Here is a 17260-nt window from a genome sequence, read left to right on the forward strand (position 1 = left end):
CTTATTCGATAAACTTTTGTTGGTACACCATTCTAATTCCTTCTTCCAAACCAATTTTGTAGTTCCAACCCATACGGGTGAGTTTGGAAACGTCCATTAGTTTTCGTGGAGTTCCGTCGGGTTTTGAAGTATCAAAAACAATTTCACCTGTAAATCCTACTATATTTTTGACTAAATGAGCCAAATCTTTGATGGAAATTTCCACTCCAGAACCAATGTTTACAAATCCTTTTTCGTTGTAATTCTGCATTAAAAAAACACACGCATCGGCCATATCGGAAGCATGAAGAAATTCGCGCAAAGGCGTTCCGCTTCCCCAAACCGTTACTGATGGTGAGTTATTGATTTTGGCTTCGTGAAATTTACGAAGTAAAGCAGGTAATACGTGCGAATTTTGTAGATCGTAATTATCGTTAAAACCGTACAAATTGGTCGGCATTACCGATACAAAATTACAGCCGTACTGGTCGCGGTAGGCATCGCACATTTTAATTCCCGAAATTTTGGCAATGGCATACGGTTCGTTTGTTTCTTCTAACAAACCGGTCAAAAGTGATTCTTCAACTAGCGGTTGAGGCGCTAATTTTGGGTAAATGCACGACGAACCCAAAAACATTAATTTCTTGACTCCGTTTTTATAACTTTGATGAATGACATTGTTTTGTATCATCAAATTTTCGTAGATAAAATCGGCTCTGTAGGTATTATTTGCTACAATTCCGCCCACTTTTGCTGCTGCTAAGAATACGTATTCGGGTTGTTCTTTTTCAAAAAAATTGGCCACATCTTCCTGATTGATTAAGTTCAATTCTGAAGATGTTCGCTCAATAATATTGGTGAATCCTTTGGCCTTTAAATTGGCTACGATGGCACTTCCTACCATTCCGCGGTGACCGGCAACGTATATTTTAGAATGTAATTCCATTATTTATTTTCGTTGTAAAACTTTTCTTTTCGGAACAAATCAACATCCGATTGCATCATTTCTTTTACGAGCATTTCTAAAGTATACTTTGGTTCCCAACCCAATTTAGTTTTGGCTTTGGTGTTGTCACCAATCAACAAATCTACTTCAGTTGGTCGGAAATAAGTTGGGTCAATTTTGATGACCACTTGACCTACTTTAAAAGCAAATTCAGGATTAGAAGTTGATTTTACAGTAGCAATTTCATTAACATCAGTTCCTGTAAATTCAAGCTCTACTCCTACTTCGGCGAAAGCCATTTTAATAAAATCGCGGACTGTGGTAGTTACTCCCGTTGAAATTACAAAATCTTCGGGTTGATCTTGTTGCAAAATCATCCACATGGCTTCTACATAATCTTTGGCGTGACCCCAATCGCGTTTAGAATCGATGTTTCCCATGAAAAGCGTGTCTTGCATTCCCATAGCCATTTGAGCAATTCCGCGTGTGATTTTTCGAGTTACGAAAGTTTCACCACGCAACGGACTTTCGTGATTGAATAAAATTCCGTTACACGCAAACATTCCGTAAGCCTCGCGGTAATTCACGGTAATCCAATAGGCATACATTTTGGCCACAGCATAAGGCGAACGCGGATAAAAGGGCGTTGTTTCGCGTTGCGGAACTTCTTGAACTAATCCGTACAATTCAGAAGTAGATGCTTGATAGATTTTAGTTTTCTTGGTTAAACCTAACAAACGAACAGCTTCTAAAATACGTAATGTTCCAATTCCGTCAGCATTTGCGGTGTATTCGGGCATATCAAAACTCACTTTTACGTGACTCATTGCGCCCAAATTATAAATTTCATCGGGTTGTGTTTCTTGAATGATTCGGATGAGATTGGTCGAATCACTCAAATCGCCATAATGCAAACGAAAATGTTGATTATCAATGTGTGGATCTTCATAAATGTGGTCAATTCGTTGTGTATTAAACAACGAACTTCTTCTTTTTACACCATGCACCATATACCCTTTAGACAATAATAATTCGGCTAAATAGGCTCCATCTTGCCCTGTAATCCCAGTTACCAAAGCTACTTTCATTTTTCTTCTGTATTAATTACTATTCTTTACTTCTTCTTCTATGAGTAAATCCAATGTGTCAAAAATAGTCAAATTATAGTTCCATTCTAAACTTGACTTTGCCTTTGTATTGCTACCGTACATGTCTTCAATATCGGCTGGTCGGTACAAATCTTCGCTAATTTTTAAAGCACTTTCTGGAATATTCAATTTTTTAAACACATAATTTACAATTTCCCTCAAACTAATTGATTGACCTGAGCAAATCAAATAATCCGAGGCATTTTCTTGTTGCAGCATCAAATACATGGCTTCAACGTATTTGGGTGCATAACCAAAATCGCGGTTGACATCAATGTTTCCAACAAGTAAAAATTCTTGTTGACCTTTGCTGATTTTGATGCTTTCTCGTATGACTTTCTTCACAAAGAAATTTTCTTGTCGCAAATACGATTCGTGGTTGAACAAAACACCACAACTGATGTGCATTCCGTAACTTTCCCTGTAATGAATACAAGTGAAATGCGCTGCAGCTTTAGAAATTGCATAAGGACTTAACGGATGCAAAACACTTTCTTCCGTTATGGGTAATTTATTTACGCGTCCGTACATTTCGCTGCTACTGGCTTGGTAAAAACGAATGTTGGGATCGACTTTTTTTATGGTTTCCAACAAATTAAAAACGCTAAGAGTATTGAATTGAAAGGTATCAATCGGTTCTTTGAACGACAAATAAACCGAACTCTGAGCGGCGAGGTTGTAAAACTCGTTGGGTTGGTACTTAGTAAGTAAATCAAAAATCTGATTGACATCCAACAAATCACAATCAACTAAAGTTATTTTATCTCTGATTTCAAGGTACTTTAATCCACTATCATTTAAATGATTTAAAGAGCGCGAAAGACCAATAACTTCATAGCCTTTGTTCAATAAAAGTTGGGCTAAATAGCATCCATCTTGTCCCGTAATTCCAGATATTATCGCTCTTTTTGTCATTAAATTACGGTTTTAAATAAGGCATAACATTCTTCAGCGGTTTTCTTCCAACTGAATTTTTGAGCTTGTTCGTATCCTTTTGCAACATATTGTTTACGTACATTTTCATCGTGCAAAAGTAAGCTTACTTTTTCTTTTAAATCGTGCTTATTGTTGAGTTCGAAATACACTCCAGCATCGCCTGCAACTTCGGGAAAAGAACTGTGATGTGCTAAAACAATAGGACAACCACATGCCATCGATTCCAAAACTGGAATTCCGAATCCTTCATATTCTGAAGGAAAAACGAAACATTTTGCTTTGGTGTAATACGAAGCCAACTCGTCATCCTCAAAATTGCGTTGAATGATTCGGTCAGTTAATTGCAAACGATTGATCAGTTCTATTTCTTCGGGTTTGAAAGCATTTCCGCCAGCGCAAACTATATGTAAATCTGGATTTTCAAGCACTAAATCGGCCACGGCTTCAATAAAGAAAGTAAAGTTTTTGTACAAACCACGATTTCCAACAAACAAAATGAAATTTTCAGGCAAATCAACCGATACGTAATTTTGAGTATCGATGCTTTGCGACAAGTAAATTATTTCTATTTTTTTGGCATCAATATGAGGATAGAATTTGAGTATGTCGTTTTTGGTGCTTTGTGAAATGGCAATGATTTTATTTGCCTTTTCCATAAGCAACTTTTTGTTGGGTACAGTATGATGGTCGTCTTTGAAATAATTCGGAAACGTTTCGTGAATCATATCATAGACAGTTAAAACAAAAGGTTTATCGCCAATAAGTTCTAAAAAATACGGATTGTAATACGTTGGAACCACCAAATCATACTGTTGTTGTTTGAGTATTTTTTTGGCTTTTTTTACTGAAAGCTTGACCAATTTTTTGCGGCATTTTTTCTTCAAAAAAGGAATTTTCATTCCCAAATTGTACAAAAAAGGAATTTCGGCTGTTATTTGGTCTTTGATATGTAAATTTTCGGTGTAATCAAGTGGAAGTTGAATTGAGTCGCTGTTCTCATTTCGGATGTGTTTGTAAATTTCAGAAAAATACCTCGATATTCCGCCAAATTTTTGGTCTTTAAATATTTGAGGTTCTAAAAGTATTCGCATACAAGTAATATTTTTTCACTAATTTTGTCGAGGCTTAAAGCGACCAAATTTGAGCAAAGATATAATATAAATTTAGATTTCATTTAATAAAACTAAAGGATGAATTGTAAAATATGTAAAAGCCCATCCGAAAAAATTTTCGAGAAAACCATTCTTCAAAAATACCCTACTAATTATTATAAATGTACTCAATGTTCGTTTGTTCAAACCGACGAAGTAACCTGGTTGAAAGAAGCGTATGAGTCGGCTATTACTTCATTAGACATTGGTTTGATTTACCGAAACAATCATTTGGCAAAAGAAGTTAAACCCATCATCAATATTTGCTTTCCTGAAGCCAAAACCATGCTGGATTACGCTGGTGGATACGGCGCTTTTGTTCGATTGATGCGAGATGAAGGGTTCAATTTTTATCGACAAGACGATTACTGTGATAATATTTTTGCCAACTATTTTGATGTAACTGATACCAACATTAAAAAATTTGATTTGGTTACTGGATTTGAAGTACTGGAGCATTTTAACGATCCGATGAATGACATTGCTACCATTTTCGAATACTCGGATAACGCTATTTTTTCGACCGAAATCACTCCAAAAACCAACAAAGAAATTGAAAATTGGTGGTACATTACGGAAGAAACTGGGCAACACATCGCTTTTTATTCGGAAGAAGCCATGCAATTGATAGCGAAACATTTCAATAAAAATTACTATTGCAAAAACGGTAATCTACATATTTTTACTTCAAAAAAATTAAGTAACGACCAAATTAAATTCGGAATTGAAAAACCAAAATTCCTAAAATCGTTCTTTAAGTACATCATTAAGAAAAAATACACCATCAAGAGAAAATCACTCTTAGAAGCCGATTACAACTACATAAAAAACAAATTGAATTCATAAGATGAGCGACATTAATACCGAAGTTCACAATGCCTTTGAGGTGATAAAAAACGGCGGAATCATTCTTTATCCTACTGATACGGTTTGGGGAATTGGATGTGATGCTACCAATGAAGAAGCTATCGCTAAAATTTTCAAGTTGAAACAACGCGATGATTCGAAAAGCATGATTGTTTTGATGAATGGAGATCGAATGATGTACAATGTGTTTAAGGAAGTTCCAGAAACTGCATGGCAAATCCTCGACTTATCCGAGAAACCAACTACACTCATTTTAGATAATCCTCGAAATGTAGCTCCCAACATCATCGCCGAAGACAAAACACTTGGAGTTCGATTGGTAAAAGAACCTTTTTGCTTCAAATTGATGGAGCGAATGAAAAGACCATTGGTTTCGACTTCTGCTAATATATCGGGAATGTTTACGCCCAAATCATTCAAAGAAATCAGCCCCGAAATTGTAAATGGAGTTGACTATGTAGTAAATTTGCACCACGATAAAATCTGTGACAAACCTTCAACAATCATCAAACTGACGTTGGATAATCAAGTGAAAATTATCAGAAAGTAAGAAATATATAAATTAATATAAGCCACGAATGCACGAATTTACATGCCAAATATCATTTATAAAACTGAAAGCTATAAACTTTTAGGGATTCTTTTTGAAGTTCATAACAACTTAGGGAAAGGTTTTCTCGAAATAGTTTATAAAGATGCAATTGAATACGAATTGGAAAAATCAAAGATTTTTTTCGAAAGAGAAAAAGAGTATTCGATACAATATAAAGAAACAGAATTGAAGCATAAATTTTATGCTGATTTTGTTGTAATGGATAAAATAATTTTAGAAGTTAAATCAGCTAGTTCAATTTCCGATTCGCACATTGCGCAAGCAATAAATTATCTTAAAGTATCAGGAAATCAATTAGCTTTGATAGTTAACTTCAATAATGACTCATTAGAATACAAAAGAATAATTTTATAGTTATTTCTTTTTTTTAAAAATTCGTGAATTCGTGGCTAAGGAAAACAACCATAAAGAAGCTCTTAAAAACCCTATTTTCAAAATTATTGCGCAAGCGAGCAAAGAACTCGGTGTTGACAGTTATGTCATTGGCGGATTTGTGCGTGATTATTTGTTGCAACGCGATTTTAAAAAAGACATTGATGTTGTTGCCATTGGAAGCGGAATTGAATTGGCTTTAAAAGTGTCCGAATTACTTCCGAACAAACCCAAAGTTCAAGTTTTTAAAACCTACGGAACCGCAATGTTGCGCTACAAAGAAATAGATATTGAATTTGTTGGAGCTCGAAAAGAATCATACAACAAAGAAAGTCGCAACCCAATTGTAGAAAACGGAACATTGGAAGACGATCAAAACCGACGTGATTTTACCATCAATGCGTTGGCATTTTCATTGAATGAAAGCAATTATGGCGAATTAATTGACCCGTTTAATGGATTAGCGGATTTGCAGAATAAAATCATCAAAACACCCTTGAATCCCGACATTACGTATTCGGATGATCCGTTGCGAATGATGCGCGCCATTCGATTTGCTACTCAACTCAACTTTGAAATTGAATCCGAATCGCTCGAAGCCATCAAAAGAAACAGCGAACGTTTGAAAATCATAACTGGTGAACGCATAGTTGATGAATTGAATAAAATTTTATCTACAGAAAAACCATCAATTGGATTTTTGCATTTGTACAAAACCGGACTTCTAGACCTTATTCTTCCTGAATTGACAGCATTAAATAATGTAGAAGAAATTGAAGGTCACACCCACAAAAACAATTTTTACCACACCTTAGAAGTTGTAGATAATATTTGTCCGAATACCGATGATGTTTGGTTGCGTTGGGCTGCATTATTACACGATATTGGAAAAGCACCCACAAAGAAATTTCACAAAAAACAAGGTTGGACGTTTCATGGACACGAATTTTTGGGCGGAAAAATGGTCAAAAAAATCTTCGAACGTTTGCACATGCCATTGAACAATAAATTGAAATTTGTTCAAAAAATGGTCATGATGAGTTCGCGACCAATTGTTTTGTCGGAAGATATCGTAACCGATTCGGCCGTGCGTCGTTTGGTTTTTGATGCAGGTGAAGATGTTGATAATCTAATGACCTTGTGCGAAGCCGATATTACGACTAAGAATCCGGCGAAATTCAAAAAATACCACAACAATTTTGACATTGTTCGCAAAAAAATAATTGAAGTAGAAGAACGCGATAAAGTACGTGTTTTCCAACCACCAATATCAGGCGAAGAAATCATGGAACTCTTCAATTTAAAGCCATCACGTGAAATTGGCGTGTTGAAAGAAGCTGTAAAAGAAGCCATTCTAGAAGGTGAGATTCCGAATGAATACCAAGCAGCATTCGACTTTGTTATGGCAAAAGCAGCCAAAATGGGTTTGAAAAAAGCGACTGAGTAACCGACTGAGTTCTTCTAAAATTAATTAGTAAATAATTATAAATTGTTCGCATAATAAAAAACTAGTTTCTATATAAATTTGCACATCTGACTTAGCAACTCGGTTGCTCAGTCATTAAGAACTTAAAAAATGAATTCAAATAAATCAGTTATCTACTGGCTACTTTCAGGTTGTATTTTACTTTTCATAATGGTTACCGTGGGCGGAATTACGCGTTTGACTAACTCCGGATTATCAATGACCGATTGGCATTTGGTAACCGACACATTTCCGCCGATGAGCGAAGAAAAATGGCAAGCCGCATTTGACGAGTACAAGAAATTTCCCGAATACCAAAAAATCAATATTCACAATGATTTTGACTTAGACGACTACAAATTCATTTACTTCTGGGAATGGTTTCACCGCTTTATTGGTCGAATTATTGGAATCGTTTTTATCATTCCGTTTGTTTATTTTCTGATTAAAAAGAAACTGGACAAAGCCACAATTAACAAATGTGTTATCCTTTTAGGAATGGGCGCTTTTCAAGGATTTTTGGGTTGGTTTATGGTCAAAAGCGGATTGATAGATAATCCCGATGTGAGTCATTTTAGATTGGCTTTACACTTAACTTTTGCCTTCATTACGTTTGCTTACACACTTTGGGTAGCATTGGATTTGATTTATCCGACGAAAAGAGAAGCAATTCTTCCGTTAAGAAAATGGGCTCGAATTGCCTTAGTTGTATTGATCATTCAAATTATTTACGGCGGATTTGTAGCTGGATTGAATGCCGGATTGATTCACAATCATTGGCCGATGATGAGTGATCGACAATTTTTTCACGAAAGTATTGTACTCGAAAAAGACTCTTGGTTGTTGCGCCTAACCGAAGGAAAAAGCGGTGTTCAATTCGTACACAGAACTATGGCATATGTTGTTGTAGGGTTGATTGTATTCTTGTATATAAAAAGTAAACAATTTGTACTTACTTTACAACAAAGAAGAGGTTTGAATGCGCTTGTTGGATTGGTTTTCCTCCAATTTTTATTGGGCGTTTTTACATTACTCTATTCGGTTCCATTAGCATTGGGATTGATTCATCAAATTACCGCTTTCTTCTTGTTGAGTGCGATGACGTACACTTTACACCGATTGAGCAAATAAATTACAGACTATATTGTCGCAGTTCTTTTTATAACCTTTAAATGTCAAAACTTACAGCTCAAGATCAATTTCTTGACTTATCCGATTACGGAAGACCTTTTGGAAAATTCTTAGCTAATCAATTAAAAAACACTCGATTTACTCCTGTTCACGTTACAATTCTATTTGGAATTTCGGGCTTATTGGCCATTGTTTGTATTACAAATAATTATTTTTTTCTAGCCGGTTTTTTCATCATTTTAAAATCCGGAATTGATGCTGCCGATGGCGAATTGGCGCGTCTAAAAAACACACCATCGTATTTTGGAAGGTATTTGGATAGTGTTTTTGACATCATTTTGAACTTTCTTTTTTTGATGGCGATTTGTTATGTTTCCAACACTTCTTTCTGGGTGGTAATTTTAGCGTTTATCGGTATTCAATTGCAAGGAACATTGTACAATTACTACTATGTTATTTTGAGAAATAAATCAGTTGGTGGCGATACTACTAGCAAAATTTTCGAATACAAAACACCTAAAGCTCTACCAGGCGAAACTCAGAAATCGGTTACGATTTTATTCGGAATTTATACTGTTGTTTATGGTGTTTTTGATAAAATCATTCATTATTTAGATCAGGATGCTTACAAAGTCAAAACCTTTCCCAATTGGTTCATGACGTTACTTTCGCTTTACGGATTGGGATTTCAACTATTAATCATCGCAGTAATGCTTACTTTTGATTGCATCGAATACATTGGTTTATTTTTTATTGCTTATTCTGTATTGATTTTGGTAATGATTGCCATCAGAAAGATTTGGATCAAATCGTAAAAAAAAAGGGTGAAAACCTAAGCTTCCACTCTTCTCTCATTAACCCATTACAATTAATTTATTTTTTCGTTTTGATGGAACAACCTATTGCTTTGGTTGTTTCAGGCGATGGCGTTTGATTTCTATCTAAAGCGGCAATCGCATTTTCCAAGTATTTTTCTTTTACAGCCGAAGCGTCTTCCACATTATCATCAATGGCTCCGATGTATTTTACAATTAAATTTTTATCCAATAAAAACACGTGTGGTGTTTTAGTAGCACCGTATTGTGGGTAAATTTTTTGTCCGTCGTCAAATAAGTACGGAAATGTAAATCCTTTTTCTTTGGCTCTCACTTTCATTAAATCATAACTATCGGCGGGTTGTGCTTCAGGATCGTTTGGATTGATGGCCAATAAAATGTATCCTTTCGGTTCGTATTTTTTAGCTAAATCAATAATTCGATCTTCGTATTTTACGGCAAACGGACAGTGATTACACGTAAAAACCACTATAAAGCCTTTGGCATTTTTGTAATCCGACATGCTGTACATTTTTCCGTCAACCGATTTCAATTTAAAATCGGTAGCCTTATCGCCAGGTTTGTAACCACTTGCTACCGGCGGATTAGATGTAAACAATGTTGTGAAGAATACAACAATAAGAGCAATCATTTTCATAGTATAGTATTTTATTGATTAGTAAATGAATTCACATATTCTTTCAATTCAGCAACATTTTCAAAATCGCGTTCGGCAAATAATCGGCGATTGCCTTTGATGAGCCAAGTAGCTGGAATCGCGCCTGACCATTCATCATCCACTTTGGTGAGCCACGAATTGTAATCCTTATCGTTCAACAAAACCACTTGAGAGTTGAAATTTTTCTTTTTCAAAAAAGGTTTTAAATGGCTGTCGATTTGCTTTTTAAAATCGAGGCTGACCAAAATCACCTTGATTTTCTGATCTTTTACTTCATTGTTGTACGATTCAAAATAAGGCAATTCTTTTACACAAGGAGCGCACCAAGTTGCCCAAAAATTGATGACATACAAAGTATCGTTTTCTTTTACAAGTTCTTTTTCTAATTCTTCAAACTTTTCAAATGTTAGCAAATCCTGACATTTGACTGTTGGACAAAGTACTAAAGAAGAGAAAAAAAACAGTGAAATTAAGATGCGCATACCTTATACATCAATTTGAAAATAACTGATGCACGAAGTTACTAACTAAACGAAGAAGTAATTCGCTAGTTAACAAAAAATTAAATCAAATTTAGCATTTGGAATTACCCCAACCAATTCTTAAAATCGGTTACTTTTTCACGTGCAACGATGACCTCATCGTCTTTATAAGTAGGTAAAATGACTTTCAAACGCGAATTGCTGTACATTTGAATTTCTTTAATTCCTTTCATCGGAATGATGAATTTTCGGGAAATGCGGTAGAAATCGTTTGGGTCGAGTTCGGTTTCTAATTGCTCTAAGGTTCCATCCAAGAGGTAATCGCGGTTGTCAAAAGTATGTAAATACGTTCCTTTATTTTCGCTGAAAAAACATTCAACTTCTTCAATTGGAATCATTTTTAATTGTTGTCCCATTTTAATGGTAAAACGCTTTTTGTAGATGCGATCAATTGGGTTGATTAGCATTTTTTTAATCATTTCAAAATCCAATGCACCAACACCACTTTTTTGAAATTGATTTTTGAATTTTGTTATTGCAATTGATAAATCGTCTTCATCAATAGGTTTTAGCAGATAATCTATGCTGTTGAGTTTAAAAGCGCGCAATGCATATTCATCGTATGCTGTGGTAAAAATTACAGCACTTTTGATGTCGATTGCTTCAAAAATTTCAAACGATAAACCATCCGACAATTGAATGTCGAGAAAAATCAAATCGGGATGTGAATTATTTTGAAACCAGTTAATTGATTCTTCTACCGAATGCAACATTTGGTTGACTTGCAATCCGAGTTTTTCAACTTTACGTTGAAGTAATCGTGCTGCGGGTTTTTCGTCTTCGATGATGATGATGTTCATTTGTTGTGTTGCTGAGTTATTGAGTTGCAGAGTTTCAAAGTTAAAGAGTTTCTTTTACTTTGCTTATGAAAGAACTTAACATTCGTTCAAGCTCTCTACTGTCTTCATATAGTGTATTAAAGTTATCTAGAGATGTATATTTCAGATTGTAGGCAATTTCCAGTTGGGTTTGAAATTCAAAAAGCGATCCAAGAGAGATGGTCAAAAAACGATGATAATCTTTATTTGTTCCTCTTCCATAACCCTCAGAAATATTGCTCGGAATAGAAATAGAACATCTTCTGATTTGAGAAGTTAATCCGAACATTTCCTCTTTAGGAAAACTTGATGAAATTGAATAACAGTTGGTAACTAAAGTCATGGCTTTTTGCCAAATTAATAAATCTCTAAAGGTTTTCATGGCTAGTATTTTGTCTATATGGTTTATAAATTATATTTTTCTCAAACTTTGAAACTTTGAAACTCTGCAACTTTACAACTCAATAACTTTGCTACAATTATATCTTCAAACTATTCCCACTTCTTATTTTGCTCATTCTTCATGTATTCGTTGATCTTTTTTTCTTCCCAATTTTTTCCGAGAATAAAATGCGGTACAAAAACTGAAAACGCATGCGCCACTAAACCAATTCCCCAGAAAAATGCAGTTGAAAATGCTTCGAGGCTTAAAAATAGTTCACCATCATCTAAATTATTGTATCGTTTAATTAATAGATAAGTATTCACTAAAATATATACAATTAAGTGAGTATAAAAGTTTTTTAGCTTCTTTACTTTTTTTCGAGCCATTTCATAGGCTTCTCGATTGCTGTCTTGATTGTTGATGACTTCCATAAAGTTTGTATTATTTGGTTATTGCCACTTTTCGATGTTTCTTTTTTCTTCTTCTAAGAACTGTTTCATTTTGCGTTCTTCCCATTCTTTACCAAAAAAAGGAGACACTTTAAACGCGCTCAATCCGTGAAAAACAACTCCGATTCCCCAACCTAACAATGGCCAAAAGAACCATAAATACGAGGGTGAAGTTACTAAATTCAATACGATTAAAAAGATGTTTACCAAAACATAAGCGGTTAAATTTCCGTAAAATCCTTTGATTTCTTCTACTCTTTTTTTGGCTTGATAGTAGCGTTCTTCTTCGTTATAATTTGTTTCCATAATTGTCATTTTAAATTATTCCCAGGTTTGTTTTTCTGATTTTTTTGATAGAATTTCTTTGATTTTTTTGTCTTCCCATTTCTTTCCAAATACAAATTCACTAACAAATAGTTGAAAAGCTTGAACTACCAGAAAGAACGTCCAAACGGCCATTACAAATCCGTTGATGTGCTGAATGGGAAAGAAATTGAACGGAAAACTGTAGTACGTTTTCAAAACATAAATGGTAATTCCAATTGCATAAATGAACAAGTGAATGTAAAAGTCTTTGAGCAGTTTTACTCTTTTCTTGGCCAATTCGAGCAGTTCTTTTTCTTCAATTGAGGTTTGATTTGCTTCCATTATTTCCAGTTTTTAGTTGTATTTTCTTTTTCTAAAATCTCTTTAATTTTGCGTTCTTCCCAATTGGAGCTGTAGCCAAAAACCTTGAATGCGTGCATCAGCAATCCGAAACCCCAACCACCTGCAGAAAACCAAAACCAATGAAAATGAGGCGAATAGGTTAAATTTACATAAATTAAAATCGGAATAACCACACAATACGAAATTAAATTTCCGTAAAATCCTTTGAGTTCTTCCACTCGCTTTTTGGCTTTGTAATACGCCGTATTTTGATTGTTTGTATAGACTGTTTCCATAGTTGATACTTGTTTGGTTAAAATGGGAAGATGAACGGCAAAAATGCTTTCATTTGAGTCAATCAGTACTTTGCGATTGGTTAGAATTCCGTAGCGACTGATGATGTTTTGCAATCCAACTCCTTTTCGATCTTGTAAAACTTCTTTTTTCTGTAAATCGTTTTGCACGACTAGATAATTATCTTTAATAAAAATTTTGATGTGCAACGGTTTTTGCTCGCTTACCACATTGTGTTTTATCGTATTTTCCAATAATAATTGTAACGAAAGTGGCACTACTTTGGCATCTGAGTTTTCAAAATTTTCAGGCAATTCAAATGAAATGCTGTTTTCGAATCGCATTTTAAGTAAATTCATGTACGTTTTTGCAAATGCTAATTCTTCTTGAACGGTAACTAATTCTTTGTCTTTTTGCTCAAGAACGTAGCGGTAAATCTTTGATAATGAAGTGGTGAAACGTTGTGCATTATCTGGATTTTCTTCTATTAACGAACTCAGTACATTCAGACTATTGAACAAAAAATGCGGATCAATTTGGTTTTTTAAACTTTCGAATTTAGCGGATGCAGTTCCGGCAATGATTTTCTGCTCTTTTACCCGATTTTCTTGATACGCTTTGTAGAAATAAAAAGCATGGAAAGCCAGTGTAACTACAAATGTTAGTATAATTGCAACCAAGTAATTAGCCATTTTCTCTTGAGAAAGAAAAGTGCTAAAAGAAGCTCCTTTCATTACTACATCTTCAAAAACACGCAGCAAAAAAATCACAAAAATGGATGCTAAAAACGAAGCGGTAAACCCTATAAAAACTCTCCTTTTGGTAAATCGTTCGGCTGTAAAAACAGTATCCAAGTAGATGAATATTGCTGCATTGGCCAGATACAATGAAAGTCCGTAAAGCATTGAGTAACCAAAGTTGATTAACAAATTCTCATCCAATTGAATTTTGACTCCAGCAATCAATCGAATTACCACTAATACAAAGAAAATGGCAATTGAGATTACTATAGCTCTTGGAAGTTCTTTTATAATTTTGTTTATCATGACTTTAGCTTTTACTCAGATGAAACGACAAATTATTTACATGTTTTTAATGTTTCTTGCGCTCTATCTAAACCCCATTTTGGGTGGAATTCACTTTCTGGTTTAAAGTTAGCAAAAAGTTCAATTGATTTAGCGATTTGCTCACACATTGGTTTGGTATCGGTTCCCCAATATTTGGCGCCTCCTATTTCAAATTCGGCCTTCCCAAATACCGCTCTTGGATTGTTCGGTGCAATTGCCAATGCTTTTTCGTATTCTTTCATGGCTAATGCCGAATACTTCATTCCGTTGGTCATCGGATCTTGAACCAACCATGCTGTATAAATTAAAGCTTGTAACACCATTATTTCTGGGTTGTCAAAACTAATTCCAGCTGCTTCATCTAATGCTTTTTGAGCTTTGTCTAATAATGCTGGAGCATTTGATTTGTTTTTCGGATCGAAAGCATCGGTTGTATTCACTAACGCTACATAATAATTAGGCAACCAGTTGTTTTTTTCTGCCGAAGCAATGCGCTCAAAAAGTGCCGAAGCTTCTGTTGATTTTCCTTCGCCCCATAAACTGAAGGCTTTGCTCATTCCTTGCTCAAATTGACTTTGGGCTGATACCAGACTCAAAACGAATAATGTAATTGTTGTGATAATTGTTTTCATAATGATATTGTTTAATATGGTTTTAAAATTTCTTTTAGTTTGATGAGACAAATTTCGGTTGCTTTTGCTTTGTATAAAACTAATTGTGACTGAACTGTTGTTTTTTGAGGATGAATTGTTTTTTAGACTGACTTAGACTTCTTAGATTTTGATAAATTGAAGCTTTAATTTTACAAATTATTCAACTGATTGTCTTTCTTGTTCTCACTGATGGTCCAAAAGAAGCCTACAAAGAAAAACTGATCGGCAGTTGGCGTAATTTCTCTTCGGTCAAAAACTCCGTTACTATTGGGTGTATTAGCGTATTCATAACCAAAAACATTTTTTGTAGCGAGAACATTATTCACCGAAAAATACAGAATTTTTTGTTGTGATAATAAGTAGGCCCAACTGAAACTCAAATTGTTGTACATTTTGGTTTTCCCGTTCATAAAACTGGTTTCATTTGGATTATCGTAAGGTCGGCCGGAGTTGAACGTATGCGAAAAACCAACCATCGATTTCCAGTCGTCAATCCAGTATTTGGTTACAATTGATAAGTTGTGTTTGGCTACAAAACTTGGTGTTACTTCGGCTCTGTAGTTTTTATAATCGCGTTGTGTATCAATGTACGAATACGAAATCCAGTATTCTAAATTTTTAAAGGTTTTTCCGTCTCTCCAAAAAATATCCAATCCTTTGGCAAACCCATAACCATTGTTGTTAAACTCCGAATCGAATGCCACAAAATCAGAATCGTACTTAACCAAATTGCGGTAATCTTTAAAATAAATTTCACTTCTAAAAGTACGTTTATTATGGTTGTATTGATAATTCAAAATGTAATGCGACGCTTTTTCATTGATGAAATTGGAATTGTATTTCAAATAATCCTGACGTGGTGCTTGCTCAAATTCGCCATACGCCAATGAAAACTGACTGGCTTTACTTACTTTGTATGCCAATGATGCTCTTGGCGAAACCGCCGCTTGGTTGAGTAAATCATTGTTGGCCACACGCAATCCGGCTTTTGCAGCTAAATTTTTAGAAAAGAAAATATCAATTTCGGAGTATGCGGCAGCAATGTTGGCATCATAACCACTTTTAAAAGTAGAGTTGAAATCTTCATCAAATTGTGTGATGAAATAATCCGCACCAAAAGTCAATTTAGCTCGATCTGAAAATGATTTTCTTGCTTTAACTTTAAGATGAGAAGCGTGTTCCGTATTGTTTACTTTATCAGTATCTAAACCAATTTTATTTTTACCATAACCGTAACTCAATCCAGTACTCAACTGCCATCTTCTCATTAAATTCACTTTATATGAAGTGTTGAGATAGAAGTTATTATTGTTCAGGTCTACTCGTGTTTTTTCAGTACTGTTGATGGTTTCTTGATTGATATCGAAACGTGAAGTATCAAAAGCGGCATACACTTTTAACAAACCTTCTTTGAAGTTATGACGGTACACCGTTTCACCTGATAATGATTGATACGCTCGGTTCCAATCTACATTTTGTGGCACAATTAATTGATACGGAGCCAAATCGATGTAAGCCGTATTGAAACTAATCGAATTGTTTTTCCATTTTTGAGTATTAGCCAAACCTAAACCAACCGTCATAAACGAAATATCGGTTTTTTCTTCGGTCACCTCATCAATAGTATTTAATAAAAGTACACTCGATAAAGCTTCGCCATATTCAGCCGAATAACCTCCAGTGGAAAACGAAATTCCACTGAACAAAAACGGTGAAAATCGGCCACGAGTGGGCAAATTTTGAGTAGTTGCGCCATACGGTTGTGCCACTCTAATTCCGTCAACATACGTTTGTGCTTCGTCACTTTCACCTCCGCGAACAAATAATCGACCGCTTTCTCCAACGGTTTGTGTTCCTGGTAAAGTTTGCAAAGCTGCCACAATATCGGCGTTGGAACCCGCTGTGGTAACAATATCTAATGGTTTTAAAACGGTAACTTTGGCTTTGTCACCCGCTTCAAAAGTTCCGGCATTGATTACAACAGCGTCGAGCATATTAACGCTTTCTTTCATTTTTACGGTCACAAATTGGTAATTCGATAAATCAACCGCAATAATTGCTGTTTCATACGAAAGGAAACTTACTTTAAGGTTTTTTGAGCCAGTTTCAGTTGTAGTAAATGCAAATTCGCCTTTGTCGTCGGTAGAACCGCCATCGTAGGAACCATCGATGAATACATTGGCTCCAGAAATAGGATTATTTTTTTCGTCGATGACTTTTCCAGTCACTTTGGTTTGTGAAAAAAGTAGTGTTGAAACTACAAAAGCGAGTAAAGTAAAAATTGATTTCATGGTTGCTGTAT

Annotated in this window: 20 protein-coding genes; 6 read left to right on the top strand and 14 right to left on the bottom strand. The window is 35.0% G+C overall.

All coding sequences use genetic code 11. From position 1 onward, the window contains the following. Position 1: 1 nt before the first annotated feature. The 4 genes from fcl to VK161_RS10450 are packed head-to-tail and all read right to left on the bottom strand — an operon-like array spanning position 2 to position 4100. Positions 2–925, bottom strand: coding sequence for a GDP-L-fucose synthase (fcl, locus tag VK161_RS10435; RefSeq protein WP_324214723.1), 924 nt, complete (start codon positions 923–925; stop codon positions 2–4). Continuing rightward, entirely contained in the window at positions 925–2013 is a 1089-nt protein-coding gene (gene gmd / locus VK161_RS10440) for a GDP-mannose 4,6-dehydratase (RefSeq protein WP_324214724.1), read from the bottom strand. The genes fcl and gmd overlap by 1 nt, the downstream gene beginning before the upstream one ends. A gap of 12 nt (positions 2014–2025) precedes the next feature. Continuing rightward, positions 2026–2988 (bottom strand): GDP-mannose 4,6-dehydratase, encoded by a 963-nt coding sequence (locus tag VK161_RS10445; protein WP_324214725.1) that lies wholly within the window; start codon positions 2986–2988, stop codon positions 2026–2028. Beyond that, on the bottom strand, positions 2988–4100 hold the full coding sequence (locus VK161_RS10450; RefSeq protein WP_324214726.1) for a glycosyltransferase family 1 protein: 1113 nt from the start codon (positions 4098–4100) through the stop codon (positions 2988–2990). Before VK161_RS10450 ends, VK161_RS10445 begins: the two co-directional genes overlap by 1 nt. Positions 4101–4199: 99 nt before the next feature. On the opposite strand from VK161_RS10450, the gene VK161_RS10455 reads away from it, so the two are divergent. The 6 genes from VK161_RS10455 (at position 4200) to VK161_RS10480 (ending at position 9423) form a co-directional block, all read left to right on the top strand. After that, positions 4200–5006, top strand: a complete 807-nt coding sequence (locus VK161_RS10455; RefSeq protein WP_324214727.1) for a class I SAM-dependent methyltransferase — start codon at positions 4200–4202, stop codon at positions 5004–5006. A gap of 1 nt (position 5007) precedes the next feature. Continuing rightward, positions 5008–5577, top strand: a complete 570-nt coding sequence (locus VK161_RS10460) for an L-threonylcarbamoyladenylate synthase (protein ID WP_324214728.1) — start codon at positions 5008–5010, stop codon at positions 5575–5577. A 42-nt stretch (positions 5578–5619) separates the two neighbouring features. Continuing rightward, on the top strand, positions 5620–5994 hold the full coding sequence (locus tag VK161_RS10465) for a GxxExxY protein (protein WP_324214729.1): 375 nt from the start codon (positions 5620–5622) through the stop codon (positions 5992–5994). A gap of 31 nt (positions 5995–6025) precedes the next feature. After that, entirely contained in the window at positions 6026–7459 is a 1434-nt protein-coding gene (locus tag VK161_RS10470; RefSeq protein ID WP_324214730.1) for a CCA tRNA nucleotidyltransferase, read from the top strand. A 129-nt stretch (positions 7460–7588) separates the two neighbouring features. After that, positions 7589–8608: a COX15/CtaA family protein gene (locus VK161_RS10475; RefSeq protein ID WP_324214731.1), complete on the top strand. Its 1020-nt coding sequence runs from the start codon at positions 7589–7591 to the stop codon at positions 8606–8608. Between the two features lie 41 nt (positions 8609–8649). Continuing rightward, positions 8650–9423, top strand: a complete 774-nt coding sequence (locus tag VK161_RS10480) for a CDP-alcohol phosphatidyltransferase family protein (RefSeq protein WP_324214732.1) — start codon at positions 8650–8652, stop codon at positions 9421–9423. A gap of 58 nt (positions 9424–9481) precedes the next feature. On the opposite strand, the gene VK161_RS10485 is transcribed toward VK161_RS10480, so the two are convergent. The 10 genes from VK161_RS10485 to VK161_RS10530 all read right to left on the bottom strand — a co-directional run bounded on the left by VK161_RS10485 (position 9482) and on the right by VK161_RS10530 (position 17249). Further along, a complete protein-coding gene (locus tag VK161_RS10485; RefSeq protein ID WP_324214770.1) occupies positions 9482–10075 on the bottom strand; it encodes a thioredoxin family protein in 594 nt (197 codons plus the stop codon). A 17-nt stretch (positions 10076–10092) separates the two neighbouring features. Next, on the bottom strand, positions 10093–10584 hold the full coding sequence (locus tag VK161_RS10490) for a TlpA disulfide reductase family protein (RefSeq protein ID WP_324214733.1): 492 nt from the start codon (positions 10582–10584) through the stop codon (positions 10093–10095). A gap of 104 nt (positions 10585–10688) precedes the next feature. Continuing rightward, positions 10689–11444 (bottom strand): LytTR family DNA-binding domain-containing protein, encoded by a 756-nt coding sequence (locus VK161_RS10495; RefSeq protein WP_324214734.1) that lies wholly within the window; start codon positions 11442–11444, stop codon positions 10689–10691. Positions 11445–11484: 40 nt separating this feature from the next. Next, positions 11485–11844: a four helix bundle protein gene (locus tag VK161_RS10500; RefSeq protein WP_324214735.1), complete on the bottom strand. Its 360-nt coding sequence runs from the start codon at positions 11842–11844 to the stop codon at positions 11485–11487. 110 nt (positions 11845–11954) lie between these two features. Continuing rightward, positions 11955–12278 carry a 2TM domain-containing protein gene (locus tag VK161_RS10505; RefSeq protein WP_324214736.1) on the bottom strand — a complete coding sequence of 108 codons (324 nt, stop codon included), beginning with the start codon at positions 12276–12278 and terminating at the stop codon, positions 11955–11957. A gap of 18 nt (positions 12279–12296) precedes the next feature. Then, complete coding sequence (locus tag VK161_RS10510) at positions 12297–12602, bottom strand: 2TM domain-containing protein (RefSeq protein WP_324214737.1); 306 nt, start codon at positions 12600–12602, stop codon at positions 12297–12299. Positions 12603–12617: 15 nt separating this feature from the next. Further along, positions 12618–12944, bottom strand: coding sequence for a 2TM domain-containing protein (locus tag VK161_RS10515; protein ID WP_324214738.1), 327 nt, complete (start codon positions 12942–12944; stop codon positions 12618–12620). Beyond that, positions 12944–14284 carry a histidine kinase gene (locus tag VK161_RS10520; protein WP_324214739.1) on the bottom strand — a complete coding sequence of 447 codons (1341 nt, stop codon included), beginning with the start codon at positions 14282–14284 and terminating at the stop codon, positions 12944–12946. The genes VK161_RS10515 and VK161_RS10520 overlap by 1 nt, the downstream gene beginning before the upstream one ends. Positions 14285–14316: 32 nt before the next feature. Continuing rightward, the gene (locus VK161_RS10525; protein WP_324214740.1) at positions 14317–14937 is read right to left on the bottom strand and encodes a hypothetical protein; all 621 of its coding nucleotides are present in this window, start codon (positions 14935–14937) and stop codon (positions 14317–14319) included. A 170-nt stretch (positions 14938–15107) separates the two neighbouring features. Further along, on the bottom strand, positions 15108–17249 hold the full coding sequence (locus VK161_RS10530; protein WP_324214741.1) for a TonB-dependent receptor: 2142 nt from the start codon (positions 17247–17249) through the stop codon (positions 15108–15110). Positions 17250–17260 lie beyond the last annotated feature (11 nt).

It is taken from the genome of Flavobacterium sp., assembly GCF_035299245.1.
Lineage (GTDB): Bacteria > Bacteroidota > Bacteroidia > Flavobacteriales > Flavobacteriaceae > Flavobacterium.